Origin of the sequence: Streptoalloteichus tenebrarius, from assembly GCF_024171885.1 — a bacterium.
Lineage (GTDB): Bacteria > Actinomycetota > Actinomycetes > Mycobacteriales > Pseudonocardiaceae > Streptoalloteichus > Streptoalloteichus tenebrarius.
Genome location: NZ_JAMTCP010000012.1, coordinates 17117 through 29532 on the forward strand (window position 1 = coordinate 17117; position 12416 = coordinate 29532).

The 12416-nt window shown below is 74.9% G+C and carries 13 protein-coding genes; 9 read left to right on the forward strand and 4 right to left on the reverse strand.

Annotated features, from left to right (window positions below; all coding sequences use genetic code 11):
• Nucleotides 1–50 precede the first annotated feature (50 nt).
• Nucleotides 51–1037 carry a DNA recombination protein RmuC gene (locus LX15_RS13085; protein WP_301304525.1) on the forward strand — a complete coding sequence of 329 codons (987 nt, stop codon included), beginning with the start codon at nt 51–53 and terminating at the stop codon, nt 1035–1037.
• A 216-nt stretch (nt 1038–1253) separates the two neighbouring features.
• Here LX15_RS13085 and LX15_RS13090 read toward each other — a convergent pair whose 3' ends face one another.
• Nucleotides 1254–1427, reverse strand: coding sequence for a hypothetical protein (locus LX15_RS13090; protein ID WP_253669828.1), 174 nt, complete (start codon nt 1425–1427; stop codon nt 1254–1256).
• A gap of 625 nt (nt 1428–2052) precedes the next feature.
• A complete protein-coding gene (locus LX15_RS13095; RefSeq protein ID WP_253669829.1) occupies nt 2053–3546 on the reverse strand; it encodes an FGGY-family carbohydrate kinase in 1494 nt (497 codons plus the stop codon).
• 140 nt (nt 3547–3686) lie between these two features.
• On the opposite strand from LX15_RS13095, the gene LX15_RS13100 reads away from it, so the two are divergent.
• Nucleotides 3687–4373, forward strand: coding sequence for a DUF6542 domain-containing protein (locus LX15_RS13100; protein WP_253669830.1), 687 nt, complete (start codon nt 3687–3689; stop codon nt 4371–4373).
• Nucleotides 4374–4481: 108 nt separating this feature from the next.
• Here the strand turns inward: LX15_RS13100 and LX15_RS13105 are convergent, their stop codons facing one another.
• Nucleotides 4482–5471: a 4-hydroxy-3-methylbut-2-enyl diphosphate reductase gene (locus LX15_RS13105; RefSeq protein ID WP_253669831.1), complete on the reverse strand. Its 990-nt coding sequence runs from the start codon at nt 5469–5471 to the stop codon at nt 4482–4484.
• Between the two features lie 125 nt (nt 5472–5596).
• On the opposite strand from LX15_RS13105, the gene LX15_RS13110 reads away from it, so the two are divergent.
• Genes LX15_RS13110 through LX15_RS13125 form a run of 4 tightly spaced genes read left to right on the forward strand, consistent with a single transcriptional unit; the run spans nt 5597 to nt 8238 of the window.
• Complete coding sequence (locus LX15_RS13110) at nt 5597–6298, forward strand: lipid droplet-associated protein (protein ID WP_253669832.1); 702 nt, start codon at nt 5597–5599, stop codon at nt 6296–6298.
• Nucleotides 6295–7566 carry an exodeoxyribonuclease VII large subunit gene (gene xseA / locus LX15_RS13115; protein WP_253669833.1) on the forward strand — a complete coding sequence of 424 codons (1272 nt, stop codon included), beginning with the start codon at nt 6295–6297 and terminating at the stop codon, nt 7564–7566. Before LX15_RS13110 ends, xseA begins: the two co-directional genes overlap by 4 nt.
• A gap of 13 nt (nt 7567–7579) precedes the next feature.
• Complete coding sequence (locus tag LX15_RS13120) at nt 7580–7990, forward strand: hypothetical protein (protein ID WP_253669834.1); 411 nt, start codon at nt 7580–7582, stop codon at nt 7988–7990.
• Nucleotides 7987–8238 carry an exodeoxyribonuclease VII small subunit gene (locus tag LX15_RS13125; RefSeq protein ID WP_253669835.1) on the forward strand — a complete coding sequence of 84 codons (252 nt, stop codon included), beginning with the start codon at nt 7987–7989 and terminating at the stop codon, nt 8236–8238. The genes LX15_RS13120 and LX15_RS13125 overlap by 4 nt, the downstream gene beginning before the upstream one ends.
• A 90-nt stretch (nt 8239–8328) precedes the next feature.
• Here LX15_RS13125 and LX15_RS13130 read toward each other — a convergent pair whose 3' ends face one another.
• Entirely contained in the window at nt 8329–8958 is a 630-nt protein-coding gene (locus LX15_RS13130) for a DUF4245 domain-containing protein (RefSeq protein WP_253669836.1), read from the reverse strand.
• A 163-nt stretch (nt 8959–9121) separates the two neighbouring features.
• On the opposite strand from LX15_RS13130, the gene glpX reads away from it, so the two are divergent.
• The 3 genes from glpX (at nt 9122) to LX15_RS13145 (ending at nt 12235) form a co-directional block, all read left to right on the forward strand.
• Nucleotides 9122–10177 (forward strand): class II fructose-bisphosphatase, encoded by a 1056-nt coding sequence (glpX, locus tag LX15_RS13135; protein WP_253669837.1) that lies wholly within the window; start codon nt 9122–9124, stop codon nt 10175–10177.
• 176 nt (nt 10178–10353) lie between these two features.
• Nucleotides 10354–11127 carry a S1 family peptidase gene (locus tag LX15_RS13140; RefSeq protein ID WP_253669838.1) on the forward strand — a complete coding sequence of 258 codons (774 nt, stop codon included), beginning with the start codon at nt 10354–10356 and terminating at the stop codon, nt 11125–11127.
• A gap of 313 nt (nt 11128–11440) precedes the next feature.
• Nucleotides 11441–12235, forward strand: a complete 795-nt coding sequence (locus LX15_RS13145; RefSeq protein ID WP_253669839.1) for a S1 family peptidase — start codon at nt 11441–11443, stop codon at nt 12233–12235.
• Nucleotides 12236–12416: the final 181 nt, after the last annotated feature.

Here is a 12416-nt window from a genome sequence, read left to right on the forward strand (position 1 = left end):
GCCCCCCTCCCCTCCGTGTCGCCCATGTCGCGTCGACGCCCTCCTGGGCCATGATCGGTGGAGGGAGGCGATCCGTGACCTCGGTAGTGATCACGACGGCGGCCGTGGTGGTGGCCCTGCTGCTGGCCGGCGCGCTGGTGTTCTTCTGGCGGCTCTACACCGACAGCGTGCGACGCGCCGACGCCGCGCTCGCCGCCGTCGAGGCCGAACGCGCCCGCGCCCGCGAGCACCAGGCGGCGCTGCGCCGCTACGAGGTGGCGTTCGCGTCGGTCAGCGGGCGCGGCGAGCTGGGCGAGCGGGTGCTGGTGGAGACGGCCAGAGCGCTGGGGCTGCGGGAGGGGCTGCACTTCACCGTGCAGACCGACCTCGCCGGCGGCGGCGCGGCCCGGCCGGACCTGGTGCTGATGGTCGGCGGTGGGCGGCGCGTGCCGGTCGACGCCAAGACCAGCATGGCGGTGTGGGCCGAGGCGGTGGAGACCGACGACCCCGCCGAACGGGCCGAGGCGCTGCGCGTCCACGTGCGCAACATCCGCGCGCGGGCGGGCGAGCTGGCGGGCAGGGGCTACGAGCGCTGGGCGGACGCGATCTACGGCACCGTGATGTTCGTGCCCTCGGACGCGGCGGTGGTCGCCGCCATGGACACCGACCCGACGTTGCTGTCCTGGCTGCTCGACCGGCGGGTCTTCCTGTGCGGGCCGACCGGCTTCGCCGTCGTGGCCTCGGCGGCGTTGTTCGCCGCCACCGAACGCGCCCTGGCCGACGACGTGGACCGGGTGCGGGGCCAGGCGGCGCGGGCGCACCGGTCGGCCGCCGCCGCGGTCGACGCCGTGAACCTCACCAGCACGCACCTGCGCAACTTCCTCTCGGCGCGCCGCAGGGAACTCGACGCGCTGGAGAGCTTCCGCGCGGCCGTGCAGCCGCTCGCCGAGGCGGCGTCCACGCCGTCCGCGCTCCCGCCGGTGCGCCGCGAGGACGACCTGACGGCCCTGGACCTGCCCTCCGGCCCCAACGGGCAGGCGGAACCGACCGCTGGTTGAGCGGGGCGGGGCGGCGTCGGCTCCCCCGGCGCGCGTGTCCGCCGGGTGCCCGCGGAAGGTCGGCGACGGGCGGAAGGTCGGCGACGGGCGGGGCGTCGGCGACGGGCGGAAGGTCGGCGTCGGGCGGGGCGTCGGCGTCCTCCAGTGCGGGAGGACGCCGACGCCCCTCGACGCCGTGCCGCGGTGGCCCCGACGACGTCGGGACGGCCGGGCGGATCAGGAGCCCTGGGGCCCCCTGGGCGCGGCCGCCACGACCGCCCCGCGCCGTCGCGCGAGCACGTGCGTCGCGCCGGCGCCGAGCGTCACCACCGCCGCGAACGCGACCGAGGCCACGTCCGCGCCGGTGGCGGCCAGGCCGCCGGTCGTCTCTCCCCCGAGCCCGGACGACACCGCACCGGTCGTCCCTCCCCGCCCGAAGCCGCCGGAGTCCCGGCGAGGTCGCGCGAGGCTGGGCGAGGTCCGGCGGCCCACGCCGCCGCCGGACCGGCGATCACGGTGCCGACGACGAGCAGCCACGCGCGGCAGCCGGTGTCCACGCATTCGGCGACACACTCCAGGGGATCAGCTTCGGGGGACCGGTCCGAGGGGCGAATCCATCACCCGATCCGGCGCGCCGGGAAGCTACACCGGGAGCCGACCACGGCTCGACCCGCGAACCGCGCCGTCAACCAGCTCACGTTCGAGGCTCCACAGGGCCACTCACCAGGGGGAAGACAGCACGGCGAGCGGCGTCCGGCCGCCCGGAACGCCCCCGCGACCGGAAAACAATCACCCGAAAGAGATCCCGAACCGTCACGCCTCCACTGCGCACGGCGATCACACGGGGATGACCGAGCCCGCCCCCTCACCCCGCCCGCCCTCGTGACGACCACCACTCAGTTCACTCGGAAGGCTGACCATTGGATGGGCGAGGTCGGACCGTGTTGGTGACCATCCGTGGCCCGCGTTCCCCGCCCGCGCATCCCGGGTCGGTCGAGGGCGGCGACCCGTCCCGCGGATCACGGGCGCCAACCCGTCACCCGTCCTCGCGCTGCACCCCGGCCAGGAAGTGGGCGATGTCGGCCGTGCTGTCGTAGAGCTGCCGATAACGCCGGTAGAACTCCCGGTAGCGCGGCGCGTTTTCGCTGTTCGGCCGCACCACCGAACGCACCGGGTTCCACTCCTCGGGCACGACGTCGACGCCGAGCGCGGTGGCCGCCAGCATCGCGTCGCCGAGACACGCGCCGACGGTGCGCTCGGGCACCTGCTGGTCACGCTCCACCACGTCCGAGACGATCCGCGTCCACAACCCGCCCCGCGTGCCCCCGCCGACGGCGACGAGCCGGCCAGGGCCGCCCCCGGACTCCCGCATGACCTCCAGGTTGTGCCGCACGCCGTAGGCGGTCGCCTCCAGGGCCGCCCGATACAGCTCCGCCGGGCCGTGCGCGGTGGTCAGCCCGGCCAGCACGCCCCGCGCGTCCGGGTCGAACAAGGGGGTGCGCTCCCCGGCGAGGTAGGGCAGGAGCAACAAGCCCCTGCTGCCCGGCGGCACCTCGGCGGCCAGCGCCACCAGGTCCGCGTAGTCCGCCCCGACGATCCGGCGCAACCAGTCGGTGACCGCGCCCGAGGTGGCCATCCCCGCCGCGAGCGTCCGCGTCCCGGGGAACACGCCTGCCGTGCCCCACAGCCCGGGGTGCGGGCGCAGCTCGTCGACGACCTGGACCAGGAACATCGTCGTGCCGTACATGACCATCACGTCGCCCGGCGCGCGCACGCCGACGCTGGTCGCCTCGGCCCAGGCGTCCACCGTGCCGGCGGTCACCGGCAGCCCGGCCGGCAGGCCCGTCTCGGCGGCGGCCGCGCGGCCGACCGTCCCGACGACCTCGGTCGGCCACGCCAGCTCGGGCAGCGGCAGCCCGGGGGCGACCGCCTCGGCCCAGTCGGCGGCCCAGGTCCCCGCCGCCAGGTCGTACAGGGGCACGCACTGGCTCGCCGAGTGGTGGTCGAGCACGTACCGGCCGGTGAGCCGGTGCACGAGGTAGGAGCTGGCCATCAGCAGCCTGCGGGAGCGCCGGGCCACCTCCGGCTCGTGCTCGGCCAGCCAGCGCAGCTTCGGGCCGACCGCCTGCGTGGTCAGCGGGGAGCCGCACCGGCGCAGCACCGCCTCCGCGCCCAGCTCGGCGGTCAGCTCCGCGATCTGGGCGGTCGCCCGGGTGTCCACTCCGTAGAGGATGGCTGCGCGCAGTGGGCGACCCTCCTCATCCGCTGGGAGCACGCACGGGCCGATGCCGCTCACAGCGAGTGCGGCCAGCGGCCGGCCGTCCGCCGCGACGGCCAGCTCGCGGGCCAGCGCGACGAAGTCGCCCCACCACACGGCCTCCGCGTCGTGCTCGACCCAGCCTGGGCGGGGCGACGACACCGCGTGCCGTCGCTCGACCTGGTGGAGGACCCGGCCGTCCTCGCTGGTCAGGACGCCCTTCGAGCTGGACGTGCCGATGTCGACCCCGAGGAGCAGGGCTGACGACCCCACGTTTCCCCCTCTCCGGTCCCATGAGGTTGACTGCACGCGCTCGCGCCGGAACGACCCCAGGACCGTCTAACGTGAACCTCGTGACCGCGATCCGCGACCGCCGAAGCGATCCTGCCGGAGGATCCCCCGAAGGGGTGCCCATGACGGAGCGCTCCGTGTTCGGCAACTCCCGTGGGCTTCCCTGGTGGGGTGCCGTGCTCCTCGCGCTCTGCCTGACCACCGTCGGTGTGTTCGTGGACATGGAGCGGAGCAACAGCCTCGGCATGGTGTTCAAGGGCGCCTACTTCGTGGGCTGCCTGCTGGCGGTGTGCTGGGTGCGCCGCCGCGCCCTGTTCGGGCCGATGGTGCAGCCCCCGCTCGTGCTGGCCGTCACCGTGCCCGTCGTCGTGCTGGTCGGCAGCGGGGCGCCCAGCGTTGGCGGGCGCTCCGCCAAGTTTCTCGCCATCGGCGCGCCGCTGATCAACGGTTTCCCCACGATGGCGGTCACCACGGGGCTGACGCTGGGCATCGGCCTGCTGCGGGTCCTGCGGCAGCGGACCCGCCCCGCCGGCGAGCCGGCGCGGCCGAGGCGGGACGACGCCGCGCGGGAGCTGGAGAAGGCCGCCGCGGCGAGGACCGGCGCGGGTGCGACCGGCTCCGGGGCCGAGCGGGCGGCCGGCGCCGACGGCCCCGCGCCCGCGAAGGCGGCCAGGCCCGCCAGGGGCGTCGCGGGAGCGGCCCGTCAGGGTGCCGCCGGCGGAGCGCCCCGCCAGGGCGGACCGGGCCGGCCGGCGGGTGCGCGCGGCCCCTCGGGCACGCGGCGGCGGCCCCGCCCCGAGGAGATCTGACCCGAGGGGATCTGAACCGACGACCAGGCGAACACGACGAACCCCGGGCGCCGACCTGGCACCCGGGGTTCGTGGCGTTCGCGGCCCCGCCGGACGGGCGGGCCCCGACTAGCGGACCAGGTCCTTGCGCAGCTCCCTCGGCAGCGCGAAGGCGATCTTCTCGTTCGCGGTGGTGATCTCCTCGACGTCGGCCCAGCCGCGCTCGGCCAGCCACTCCAGGAGCTGCATCACCAGCACGTCGGGCACGGACGCCCCGCTGGTCACGCCGACCGTGGTGACGCCGTCCAGCCAGGCCTCGTCGACCTCGTGCGCGTAGTCGACCAGGTGCGCGTCCCTGGCGCCCGCCTGGAGCGCGACCTCGACCAGCCGCTTGGAGTTCGACGAGTTGCGCGAGCCGACCACCAGCACCAGGTCGCACTCCGGGGCCATGGCCTTCACCGCGACCTGGCGGTTCTGGGTGGCGTAGCAGATGTCGTCGCTCGGCGGGTCCTGGAGCTCGGGGAAGCGCTCCCTGAGCTGGGAGACCCGCTCCATGGTCTCGTCGACGCTGAGCGTGGTCTGGGACAGCCAGATCACCTTGGACGGGTCGCGGACCACGACCTTGTCCACGTCCTCGGCCTTGTCCACGAGCTGGATGTGCTCCGGCGCCTCGCCGGCGGTGCCCTCGACCTCCTCGTGGCCCTCGTGGCCGATCAGCAGGATGTCGTAGTCGTCGCGGGCGAACCGCTTCGCCTCCTGGTGCACCTTGGTCACCAGGGGGCAGGTGGCGTCGATCGTGCGCAGGCCGCGGCTCCTGGCCTCCTCGTGCACCGCGGGCGACACGCCGTGCGCCGAGAACACGACCAGCGCGCCCTCCGGCACCTCGTCGGTCTCGTCCACGAAGATCGCGCCGCGGGCCCGCAGCGTCTCCACGACGTGCCGGTTGTGGACGATCTCCTTGCGCACGTACACCGGCGGGCCGTACTTCTCCAGCGCCAGCTCGACGGTTTCCACCGCGCGGTCCACGCCGGCGCAGTAGCCACGCGGCTTGGCCAGCAGCACGCGCCTGCGCGGCTGGTCAGGGGTGGTCTCGGGGGTGGCCGGGGTGCCCTCGCTCATGACGTCCAGCGTACGGGCCGGCCCCGGGGGCCGGTCACGGGGCGACGCAAGTCACGGCCGGTGTTCGGAACCGATTCCGGCCCCGGGGCTGGGCAGGACCAGGGAAACTGCGGCACGCTTAGGAGGTGACCATCAAGCCGCTCCCGCTGCCCCTCCGGGTCGCCGCTGGCCTGGCCGTCACCGCGCTCGAACAGGCCCGCCGGCTGCCGCAGCAGCTCGCCGGCCTGCCGGTGACCGTCGCCAGTCAGGCGTTGCAGCTCTCCATGCGGGTGCAGCAGCAGGTCACCGAGCTGGCGATCAAGGGCGACGAGGCGCTGGCCGCGCTGCGCCCGGTCGAGGACGAGCCCGAGTGGGCCACCTTCGACGAGGACCTGGAGCGCGGCGGCGGCCCCGACGCCGGCGGCGCGGGCGGGGTCCGCGCGGCCGACCGCGCCGCGCCCGACGAGGAGTCCGAGGCCAGTCCCTGGTCGGAGGAGCCGACGGCGGCGCTGGACGAGGAGCTGCTGGACACCGAGCTGGCCGACGAGATCGACGAGACTCGCGGCACCCCCGCGCCCGACGAGACCGCCGACGAGACCGCCGAGGCGGGCGCCGACAGCGAGGCCGTGGCCGGGGCCGAGATCCGGCGGGCCGCGTCCGCCCCCGCGCCGGAGGAGCCGCCACTGGCCGACTACGACGGCATGACCGTCGCGCAGGTCAGGGCCCGGCTGCGCCACCTGTCCGCCGACGACGTGGCCGCGTTGCTGGCCTACGAGCGCGCGCACGCCGACCGGCCCCAGTTCGCCGAGATGCTCGCCAACCGGCTGGCCAAGGTCCGGGGAGAGTGAGCGCGGAGGCGGGTCCCACCTCCGCCGAGCAGCCCTGGCCGGTCCGCACCGTCGCCCGCAAGGTGGCGGAGTGGATCAGCCGGCTGGGCGCGGTGTGGGTGGAGGGCCAGGTCACCCAGGTCTCGGCCCGCCCCGGCACGGGCACGGCGTTCCTGACCCTGCGCGACCCGTCGGCGGACGTGTCGCTCACCCTGACCTGCCCGATCGGCCTGGTGCGGGACATGCGGCCGCCGCTGGCCGAGGGCAGCCGGGTGGTGGTGCACGGCCGTCCGACGTTCTTCCTGGGCCGCGGCACGTTCAGCCTGCGCGTGGACGAGATCCGCGCGGTCGGCATCGGGGAGCTGCTGGCCAGGATCGAGCGGCTGCGCGGCCTGCTGGCCGCCGAGGGCCTGTTCGACCCGGCCCGCAAGCGCCGCCTGCCGTTCCTGCCGCGCCGGGTCGGCCTCGTCACCGGCCGGGCGTCGGCGGCGGAACGCGACGTGCTGACCAACGCGCGCGCCCGCTGGCCCGCCGTCCAGTTCCGGGTGGTCAACGTGGCCGTGCAGGGGCCGACGGCGGTGCCGCAGGTCGTGGAGGCGCTCCGGGCGCTCGACGCCGACCCCGAGGTGGAGGTCATCGTGCTGGCCAGGGGCGGCGGCAGCGTCGAGGACCTGCTGCCGTTCTCCGACGAGGCGCTGTGCCGGGCGGTCGCCGCCTGCCGCACGCCGGTGGTCAGCGCGGTCGGCCACGAGCCGGACACGCCGCTGGTCGACCACGTCGCCGACCTGCGCTGCTCGACGCCGACCGACGCGGGCAAGCGCGTGGTGCCCGACGTGGCCGAGGAGACGCACCGCGTCCACCAGCTCAGGGATCGGGCCCGGCGCGCGCTGCACGGGTGGGTGGACCGCGAGTGCCGCCTGCTGGCCGCGCTGCGCAGCCGGCCGGCGCTCGCCGATCCCGTGGGGCCGCTGCTCCGCAGGGGCGAGGAGGTGCGCGCGCTGCGCGACCGGGGCCTGCGCGCCGTGCGCGCCGAGCTGACCGCGGCCGAAACGTTCCTTTCAGCGACACGATCACGCTTGACGACCCTCGGACCGGCGGCCACGCTGGCCCGGGGATACGCGATCGTGCAACGCGTCCTCCCGGACGGCCGCACCGAGGTCGTCCGGTCGGTGTCCGAGATCCCACCGGAGACGGAACTCCGCGTCCGGGTCGTTGACGGGGCGGTGCGCGCCCTGGTCACGGACGCCGACACCGGCGCGGAGAGGCACGGAGAAGGTCGACAGCGGTGAGCGGAGGTGAGCGATGCCGAACCGGGAGCCCGAGCCCGCGTTCCTGCCGCTGACCGTCGCCGCGGCCCGCACCGCCGCGGCGCGCGCGGCGGACGACAGGACCGGCGAGGACGCCAGGACCGTGCAGCGCAGGGCGGTGGAGGCCGACTCGGCCGCGGCGGACTGCTGGCTGGCCCTGCTCGCCGGCTGCGACACGCCGGGGCGGCGGGGCCTGTCGTCCCGGCTGCGGGCGTTGTCCGAGGCGACCTCGGCGTTCGCCGGACCACGCTGCCTGCGGCGGGTCGGCGAGGCCGAGGTGCGGGTCGACGAGGCGGTGCGCGACGGCGACGGCGCGGAGTTCGCCGAGGCCCTGGTCGGCTACGACCAGGCGGTGGCGACGGCGGTGGTGAGCGTGCGGGGACCGTTGGGGAGCACGAGGGCGTGAGCGAGCGGACGGGGACCGGGCTGGACGGGCTCGGCTACGAACAGGCGCGGGACGAGCTGGCTGACGTCGTGCGCCGGCTGGAGGCCGGCGGGCTGTCGTTGGAGGACTCGCTCGCGTTGTGGGAGCGCGGGGAGGCGCTGGCCCGGCTGTGCGAGCGGCACCTCGCCGGCGCGCGGGAGCGCGTGGAGAACGCCCTCGCCGCGGCCCGCCGGGCCGACGACGAGTCGGAGCAGCCGATCGCCGAGTAGGGCCGGGTAGGGCCGGGTCGGCGCTGGGCGGGCGCGCGGCCCGCCGGTCGCCGCCCGCGTGGTGGGGAGGCGCGGCGGCGGGCCGGGCGGTCACCGGGACGGCGGCGCCGGACGGCTGGAGGACGGGGCCAGCGGCGCGGCCTGGGTGGCCGAGGCGAGCGCGCGGAACTCCGCCTCCGAACCGCTGCCGGTGATCAGGACCTGATGCCCGTCGAGCGTGGTCGTCCACGCCCGCTCGTCGCGCTGTCCCGGGTAGACGGTCCAGCGGACGCCGTCGACCTCGACCGAGCCGGTGGCCTTGGCGTCGGCGTGCCCGGTCTCGAACCGCAGCAGGTCCGGCTCGGCCGCGTCGGACTGGCTCAGCCGGACGTAGTGCCCCTGGTCGGTGAGCCAGCCCACCCGCACCGCATACGGCTTGGGTGTGGTGTCACCCACCCGGTCGACCCCGGACGAGTTACCGTGCCAGCCCTCGGGCACCGCGGGCACCCGCACCGCGAACGGCACGCGTCCGGCGGCCCGCCGCAGCTCGGCGGGGGCGTCGACGGTGGGCCGCACCGCGTTCGGGTCGACCGACGGCCCGCCGGGGCTGAACGAGCAACCCCGCGTCACGCCGACGATGGCGAGCACGATCAGCAGCAGGAACACCAGCGACAGCACGATGTCGCGGACGCCGTGTTGGGCGCGGCTGCGGGGCGGGGGGCTGCTCGGGGTGGCGGACACGCCCCCATCGTCTCAAGACCGCGTTCGGCGGTTGGTCCGGCGGGTACCTGGTCTGCGAGGATCGTCCCACTGATGGGTGCCGCCGCCGCCGCGGATCGCCGCCGGTCGTGCCGGCGCCCACGGCTGATCAACGTTGATCCGCTGTGCTGATCCGGGAGGCGGAATGAGCACGTCGAACCCGACCACGGGGCGCCGGAGCGAGGCGCCGGACCGCAACCTCGCGCTGGAGCTGGTGCGGGTGACCGAGGCCGCCGCGATGGCCGCCGGCCGATGGGTGGGCCGTGGCGACAAGAACGGCGGCGACGGCGCCGCCGTCGACGCCATGCGCAAGCTGATCGGCACCGTCTCCATGAGCGGTGTCGTCGTCATCGGCGAGGGCGAGAAGGACGAGGCGCCGATGCTGTTCAACGGGGAGCGGGTCGGCAACGGCGACGGCCCCGAGTGTGACGTGGCGGTCGACCCGATCGACGGCACGACGCTGATGAGCAAGGGCATGCCGAACGCCCTGGCCGTGCTCGCCGTGGCCGAGCGGGGCGCGATGTTCGACCCGTCGGCCGTGTTCTACATGGAGAAGCTGGCCGTCGGGCCGGAGGCGGCCGACGTGGTCGACCTGTCGGCCCCGGTGGCGGAGAACATCCGCCGGGTGGCCAAGGCCAAGAACACCGACGTGTCCGACGTGACCGTCTGCATCCTGGACCGGCCCCGGCACGAGGGGCTGGTGCGCGAGGTGCGGCAGACCGGGGCGCGCATCCGGTTCATCAGCGACGGCGACGTGGCCGGCGCGATCTCGGCGGCCCGGCCGGGCACGGGCGTGGACATGCTGCTGGGCATCGGCGGCACGCCGGAGGGCATCATCGCGGCCTGCGCGCTGAAGTGCATGGGCGGCGCGCTCCAGGGCCGGCTGTGGCCGAAGGACGAGGCCGAGCGGCGGCGGGCGCTGGACGCCGGCCACGACCTGGACCGGGTGCTCACCACCGACGACCTGGTGCGGGGCGACAACGTCTTCTTCTGCGCGACCGGCATCACCGACGGTGACCTGCTGCGCGGCGTGCACTACCGCTCCGGCGGCTGCACCACCCAGTCGATCGTGATGCGCTCGAAGTCGGGCACGGTGCGCCTGATCGACGGCTACCACCGGCTGAGCAAGCTGCGGGAGTACGCGTCGGTCGACTTCGGGCCGGTGGGCGCCGAGGAGGACGCGCAGCCGCCGCTGCCGTGAGACCGCCGCCGACACCGACGGCACCGACGGCACCGACGGCACCGACGGAACGGCCCTCCACGCCTCGTGGTGGGCCGTTCTTCTGTCCGACGTTCGTAGGTACCACTTTGATGTGACCCTCGTTACTTTCCGCTTATCCCCGGGTGAGGGCTCCCGGGAGGAACGGAGAGATCATCATGAGGGCACGCTCCCTGCTCGTGGGCCTCGTGGCGGCGGCCAGCACGCTCGGCCTGGCGTTACCCGCGGCGGCCGAGGCGGCTCCGCCCGCCGACGCCGACGTCACGCCGTTCATCGTCGGCGGTCACGACGCGACCCAGACGTACAGCTTCATGGTCTCGCTCCAGCGCACCGGCGGCAGCCACTTCTGCGGCGGCTCGCTGGTCAAGGCCGACTGGGTGGTCACCGCCGCGCACTGTGTCCAGGGCACGTCCGCCGGCCAGGTGCAGGCCAGGATCGGCACCACCAACCGCACCAGTGGCGGCACCGTGGCCCGCGCGTCGCAGATCGTGGTGAACCGTAGCGGCGACATCGCCCTGGTCAAGCTGGCCCAGCCGGTGCAGCAGACGCCGATCAAGGTCGCGGCCGAGTCCGGCCCCGTCGGCACCCAGACCCGCATCATCGGCTGGGGCCAGACCTGCCCGACCAGGGGCGGCTGCGGCGCGCCCGTGATGTTGCAGGAGCTGGACACCTCGATCGTGGCCGACTCCCGCTGTCGCGGCATCACCGGCTCCACCGAGATCTGCACCAACAACCCGAACAACAACTCGGGCGCCTGCTACGGCGACTCCGGCGGCCCGCAGGTGAAGCAGGTCAACGGCCGGTGGGAGCTGATCGGCGCGACCAGCCGCAGCGGCAACGGCGACCCGAGGTGCGCGACCGGTCCCTCGATCTACACCGACGTCCCGGCCTTCCGGTCCTGGCTGGAGAGTTACACCGGCCCGCTGCGCTGACGGCGAGCGAACGCTCACCGGGATCGCGCGCGCACCGCTCCGCCGTCGACCCGCCAGTCCACAGTGGCCTGTCCCTCCGGGGGCGGGCCACTGTCCTATGTGGACTTCTCTCGGCTTTCCCCCGTGTGACGGGAGATCCGGGTCACACCGGGTGTCGCGGGTGGACGAGCCGGGCCGCACGGCGCCGCCGGGGTTATGGCAAGGACTTATGCCGACCCCCTCCGTTCGCAGGTATCTGGCCGACCCGCCCGCTGCCTACCGTCCCCGACTGACCCCGGATGAGGGCTCCGGGGAGAACGGAGACCAAGGACTGATGAGGGCACGCTCCCTGCTCGTGGGCCTCCTCGCCGCGGCCGGCGCGGCGCTCGGCCTCGCCGGGCCGACCGCGGCCGCCGCGCCGCCGGCCGGCGGCGACGTCGAGCCGTACATCGTGGGCGGCCACAACGCCACCCAGACCTACAGCTTCATGGCGTCGCTCCAGTCGCTGTCGGGCGGCCACTTCTGCGGCGGCTCGCTGATCAAGTCGAACTGGGTGGTCACCGCCGCGCACTGCGTCCAGGGCACTTCCGCCGGCTCCATCCAGGTGCGGGTCGGCAGCACCCAGCGCTCCAGCGGCGGCTCGGTCGCGCGGGTCAGCCGGGTGATCGTGCACCCCAACTACCCGGTGAGCAACGGCCCCGGCGACATCGCGCTGCTCCAGCTCAGCTCGTCGGTGTCCCAGACGCCGGTGCGGATCTCCTCGGAGGCCGGCCCCGCCGGCACCCGCACCCGGATCATCGGCTGGGGCCAGACCTGCCCGACCAGGGGCGGCTGCGGCGCCCCGCAGACGCTCCAGGAGCTGGACACCTCCATCGTCGAGGACCGGGCCTGCCGCAGCGGCTTCGACGGCCGCACCGAGATCTGCACCAACAACCCGAACCGGAACTCCGGGGCCTGCTACGGCGACTCCGGCGGCCCGCAGATCAAGTCGGTCAACGGCCGGTGGGAGCTGGTCGGCGCCACCAGCAGGGCCGGCGGCGCGACCAGCACCTGCGCCGTGGACCCGTCGATCTACACCGACGTCACCGCCTACCGGAGCTGGATCCAGCAGTACACCGGAGCTCTCTGACCGCCCCTTCCCCCCCCAGGGGGCGCCGATGGCCCGTCCCACCCCTGCGGGACGGGCCATCGTCCGTCTCCCCGCGCCCGCCTGATCATCCGAAGTGGACGCTGCCCCGGCCTCCCCCGCCGGATCATCCGATCGAACAGGCGAACCGCCCGAACGGATCTGCTGGATCCCGCGTTCGGCC

Coding starts and splice junctions, on each gene's coding strand:
- LX15_RS13085 (WP_301304525.1), top strand. CDS start 51: ATGATCGGTGGAGGGAGGCGATCCGTGACCTCGGTAGTGATCACGACG.
- LX15_RS13100 (WP_253669830.1), top strand. CDS start 3,687: ATGACGGAGCGCTCCGTGTTCGGCAACTCCCGTGGGCTTCCCTGGTGG.
- LX15_RS13105 (WP_253669831.1), bottom strand. CDS start 5,471: ATGAGCGAGGGCACCCCGGCCACCCCCGAGACCACCCCTGACCAGCCG.
- LX15_RS13120 (WP_253669834.1), top strand. CDS start 7,580: ATGCCGAACCGGGAGCCCGAGCCCGCGTTCCTGCCGCTGACCGTCGCC.
- glpX (WP_253669837.1), top strand. CDS start 9,122: ATGAGCACGTCGAACCCGACCACGGGGCGCCGGAGCGAGGCGCCGGAC.
- LX15_RS13140 (WP_253669838.1), top strand. CDS start 10,354: ATGAGGGCACGCTCCCTGCTCGTGGGCCTCGTGGCGGCGGCCAGCACG.
- LX15_RS13145 (WP_253669839.1), top strand. CDS start 11,441: ATGAGGGCACGCTCCCTGCTCGTGGGCCTCCTCGCCGCGGCCGGCGCG.